This is a genomic window from uncultured Streptococcus sp., from assembly GCF_963545685.1.
GTDB lineage: Bacteria > Bacillota > Bacilli > Lactobacillales > Streptococcaceae > Streptococcus.
Genome location: NZ_CAUUKN010000093.1, coordinates 1 through 3364, shown reverse-complemented (window position 1 = coordinate 3364; position 3364 = coordinate 1). Strand labels below are relative to the sequence as shown.

Genomic DNA, 3364 nt, shown 5'->3' with positions numbered 1-3364 from the left:
TCTTATTTAAAGTATATCAGATAATACCATTTAGTCAATTTTCCTCTAATTTCTTACATTTAAGTAAAAATCGTCTGAAAAAGAGACTGAAATAAACTATTTCAATCTCTTTTTTAGAAGTAAATGATTAGGCTGGGTTACGCCCAATATTATTTTTTAATTTTCATCGATAAAGCTATTGAAAACTTCTTCAATCATATCCCATTCAGCATCTGAATCTTCAGGAATTGGTTGAAGGTCGCCTTCAGTTCCGTCCTCATTTTCAGTGAATGAATATGCTTGGATTTCGATTTCTCCATTTGCATCTTCTTCAGCACCAGCTGGAACCAAAAGAACGTAGTTTTTACCGAACTCTTCACGTCCATCAATCGTCAACAAGATTTCAAAAAGTGTTTCATTTCCTTGTTCGTCTACTAAAGTGATGACTTCATGGTCATGGTTGTGATCGTGATTGTGTGACATATTGTTCTCCTTTTTGAAGAGAGTACTCAATAGTGAGGTGAATCTAGTATTTCTGATTGGCAGTTCACTAGATTGTCGCTCGACTAATCGGTCTCTATTTATAGTTTATTAAAACATTCGATCAAGGTAGTTTTGTAGAATAAGTTGAGCAGCCAATTTATCAATAACTTTTTTACGCTTACCACGGCTGACATCTGCTTGTTCAACTAACATACGTTCTGCTTGAACAGTTGTCAATCGCTCGTCTTGGTAATCTACAGGAAGACTAAATATTTCCTTGATTTTATCACCATAAGCTTTACTAGCCTCGACACGTGGTCCTTCAGTGTTATTCATATTTTTAGGGAGACCAACGACAAATTTATCTACCTGATATTCTTTAACGAGCTCACCTAGACGGTCGAAACCAAATTCTTCAGCTTCCTCGTCAATTTTGATAATTTCAACGCCTTGGGCCGTAAAACCGAGGGGGTCACTAATAGCAACGCCTACTGTTTTTGAGCCTACATCAAGTCCCATTACTCGCATTAGAGGTCAATTCCATTTCCTTTAAGATAATAGCGAACGAGTTCTTCAACGATTTCATCACGTTCGTATTTGCGAATTTGGTTACGGGCGTCATTATAACGCGGAACATAAGCAGGGTCACCGCTCAGAACATAACCAACGATTTGGTTGATAGGATTATAACCTTTCTCAGCCAACGAACGGTAGACATTTGTCAAAGTATTACTGATTTCATCTTTGTTACCGTCGTCTAGGTTGAAACGAACAGTTTCATCTGTAAATCCCATACTGACACCTTCTTTCTATAAGAATTATCTGTTAGTTCTTTATTATAACATAAGTATAGCCAAAAGGGAAAGACGATGAATAAAAAAAGAGATGACCGATGTCATCTCTTAATATCCAATAAGATTAAACGCGTTCAACTTTACCAGATTTAAGTGCACGAGCTGAAGCCCAAACTTTTTTAGGTTTACCGTCGATAAGAACAGTAACTTTTTGAAGGTTAGGTTTAACGGCACGTTTAGTTTTGTTCATAGCGTGTGAACGGTTGTTTCCAGAAACAGTTTTACGTCCTGTAAAGTAACATACTTTAGCCATTTCGTGTTTTCCTCCTAGGTAGAATTTATTACGGATGTGCTAGCACCACATACCAAGACATTCTATCATAAGAATTTAGGTTTGACAAGAACTATTTATAATTTCTTTTTACAGCAAAATAGTATATTCTTATTATAAGAATAGTTGAAAAAAGGAGAGAAGATGCCAGATAATCTTGCCTTACGCATGCGCCCACGTACAATTTCAGAGGTGATTGGTCAGAAGCATTTAGTCGGTGAAGGTAAAATTATTCGCCGTATGGTAGAGGCGAATATGCTGTCGTCAATGATTCTCTACGGACCACCAGGAATCGGGAAAACCTCGATAGCCAGTGCTATTGCAGGAACAACAAAATTTTCTTTTAGAACTTTTAATGCCACTGTCGATAGCAAGAAACGCCTGCAGGAAATCGCAGAAGAGGCTAAATTTTCAGGTGGTTTAGTTCTACTCCTAGATGAAATCCATCGTTTAGATAAAGCAAAACAAGATTTTTTGTTACCTTTATTAGAGAACGGTAATATTATCATGATTGGTGCTACAACCGAGAATCCGTTTTTTTCTGTAACACCAGCCATCCGTAGTCGTGTACAAATATTTGAGTTGGAACCACTCTCTAATGAAGATGTCAAGGAAGCTATACTGAATGTTCTAGAGGACAAGGAGCGAGGCTTCACTTTTGAGGTTCACTTAGATGATGAGGCTCTAGATTTTATTGCGACAGCTACTAATGGTGATTTACGTTCGGCATATAATTCTTTGGATTTGGCTGTCATGTCGACACCAGCTTCAGGAAATGGGCAGCATCATATTACCTTAGATATAGTGGAAAATAGCTTACAACGCAGTTATATTACTATGGATAAAGACGGTGATGGACACTATGATGTTCTTTCTGCCTTGCAAAAATCTATTCGAGGATCTGATGTTAATGCCAGTCTTCACTATGCGGCACGTTTGGTTGAGGCAGGAGATTTGCCCAGTCTAGCACGTCGCTTGACTGTGATTGCTTATGAGGATATTGGTTTAGCTAATCCAGATGCACAAGTTCACACGGTCACGGCTCTGGAAGCTGCACAGAAAGTAGGTTTTCCGGAGGCACGTATTTTGATTGCCAACGTAGTTATTGACTTAGCTTTATCACCCAAGTCGAATTCGGCTTATGAGGCAATGGATGCTGCCCTGGCGGATCTTAGAAAGTCTGGGAATTTACCTATTCCTCGTCATCTGAGAGATGGACACTATGCTGGAAGTAAGGAACTGGGTAATGCAAAAGATTACAAGTATCCACATGCGTATCCTGAAAAGTGGGTTAAGCAACAATACCTTCCAGATAAATTAAGAAGTGTCAATTATTTCCAACCTAATGAAACTGGGAAATACGAAAGAGCTCTTGGAGCTAATAAAGAACGAATCGATAAGTTATCTAGATAGTACGAGAGGTATTAACGAAAACGATTGCAAAAAAATTGATTTTTCCTCTTGCAATAATTTTCAAAAGTGGTATCATAAGAACAGAGAAATTGCTGTGGTATACGAATCCGCATATAAGTGTTGACCGACTAATTTTTGTATTATCGGGAGACAGAGGTCTATTAACAGTGTGCAGGCTGGCTCACCCAGAAGCAACTGAAGTTAATAGCGAGTCGCCCACCTGCTTTTTTACGTCGCGGGTTCAATACAAACCGTGGATCATCGGTACCAATACAGCATCCAGCCTCCTTAGCTCAGTTGGTAGAGCAGTGGACTCTTAATCCATGGGTCACAGGTTCGAGCCCTGTAGGGGGCATCTAAATCA

At 38.9% G+C, this 3364-nt stretch carries 5 protein-coding genes, 1 tRNA gene and 1 other RNA gene; 3 read left to right on the top strand and 4 right to left on the bottom strand.

The annotated features are described in order from the left end of the window. Nucleotides 1–156 precede the first annotated feature (156 nt). From RWZ99_RS09160 to rpmB, 4 genes are all read right to left on the bottom strand, one after another. Nucleotides 157–462, bottom strand: coding sequence for a DUF1292 domain-containing protein (locus tag RWZ99_RS09160; protein ID WP_002887079.1), 306 nt, complete (start codon nucleotides 460–462; stop codon nucleotides 157–159). 108 nt (nucleotides 463–570) lie between these two features. Beyond that, a complete protein-coding gene (gene ruvX / locus RWZ99_RS09155; RefSeq protein ID WP_314678285.1) occupies nucleotides 571–990 on the bottom strand; it encodes a Holliday junction resolvase RuvX in 420 nt (139 codons plus the stop codon). Then, a complete protein-coding gene (locus RWZ99_RS09150) occupies nucleotides 990–1256 on the bottom strand; it encodes an IreB family regulatory phosphoprotein (protein WP_314678283.1) in 267 nt (88 codons plus the stop codon). The genes ruvX and RWZ99_RS09150 overlap by 1 nt, the downstream gene beginning before the upstream one ends. 124 nt (nucleotides 1257–1380) lie before the next feature. Beyond that, nucleotides 1381–1569, bottom strand: coding sequence for a 50S ribosomal protein L28 (gene rpmB, locus RWZ99_RS09145; RefSeq protein WP_006146171.1), 189 nt, complete (start codon nucleotides 1567–1569; stop codon nucleotides 1381–1383). Between the two features lie 162 nt (nucleotides 1570–1731). On the opposite strand from rpmB, the gene RWZ99_RS09140 reads away from it, so the two are divergent. The 3 genes from RWZ99_RS09140 (at nucleotide 1732) to RWZ99_RS09130 (ending at nucleotide 3355) form a co-directional block, all read left to right on the top strand. Further along, complete coding sequence (locus RWZ99_RS09140; protein ID WP_314678280.1) at nucleotides 1732–3000, top strand: replication-associated recombination protein A; 1269 nt, start codon at nucleotides 1732–1734, stop codon at nucleotides 2998–3000. A gap of 86 nt (nucleotides 3001–3086) precedes the next feature. Next, nucleotides 3087–3282: non-coding RNA, 6S RNA (gene ssrS / locus RWZ99_RS09135), on the top strand. Further along, nucleotides 3283–3355 (top strand) — tRNA-Lys (locus tag RWZ99_RS09130). It abuts the RNA gene before it with no gap. Nucleotides 3356–3364: the final 9 nt, after the last annotated feature.

Excerpts from the sequence above, each read along its gene's own strand:
- RWZ99_RS09160 (WP_002887079.1), bottom strand. The coding sequence starts at position 462 with ATGTCACACAATCACGATCACAACCATGACCATGAAGTCATCACTTTA.
- ruvX (WP_314678285.1), bottom strand. The coding sequence starts at position 990 with ATGCGAGTAATGGGACTTGATGTAGGCTCAAAAACAGTAGGCGTTGCT.
- RWZ99_RS09150 (WP_314678283.1), bottom strand. The coding sequence starts at position 1,256 with ATGGGATTTACAGATGAAACTGTTCGTTTCAACCTAGACGACGGTAAC.
- rpmB (WP_006146171.1), bottom strand. The coding sequence starts at position 1,569 with ATGGCTAAAGTATGTTACTTTACAGGACGTAAAACTGTTTCTGGAAAC.
- RWZ99_RS09140 (WP_314678280.1), top strand. The coding sequence starts at position 1,732 with ATGCCAGATAATCTTGCCTTACGCATGCGCCCACGTACAATTTCAGAG.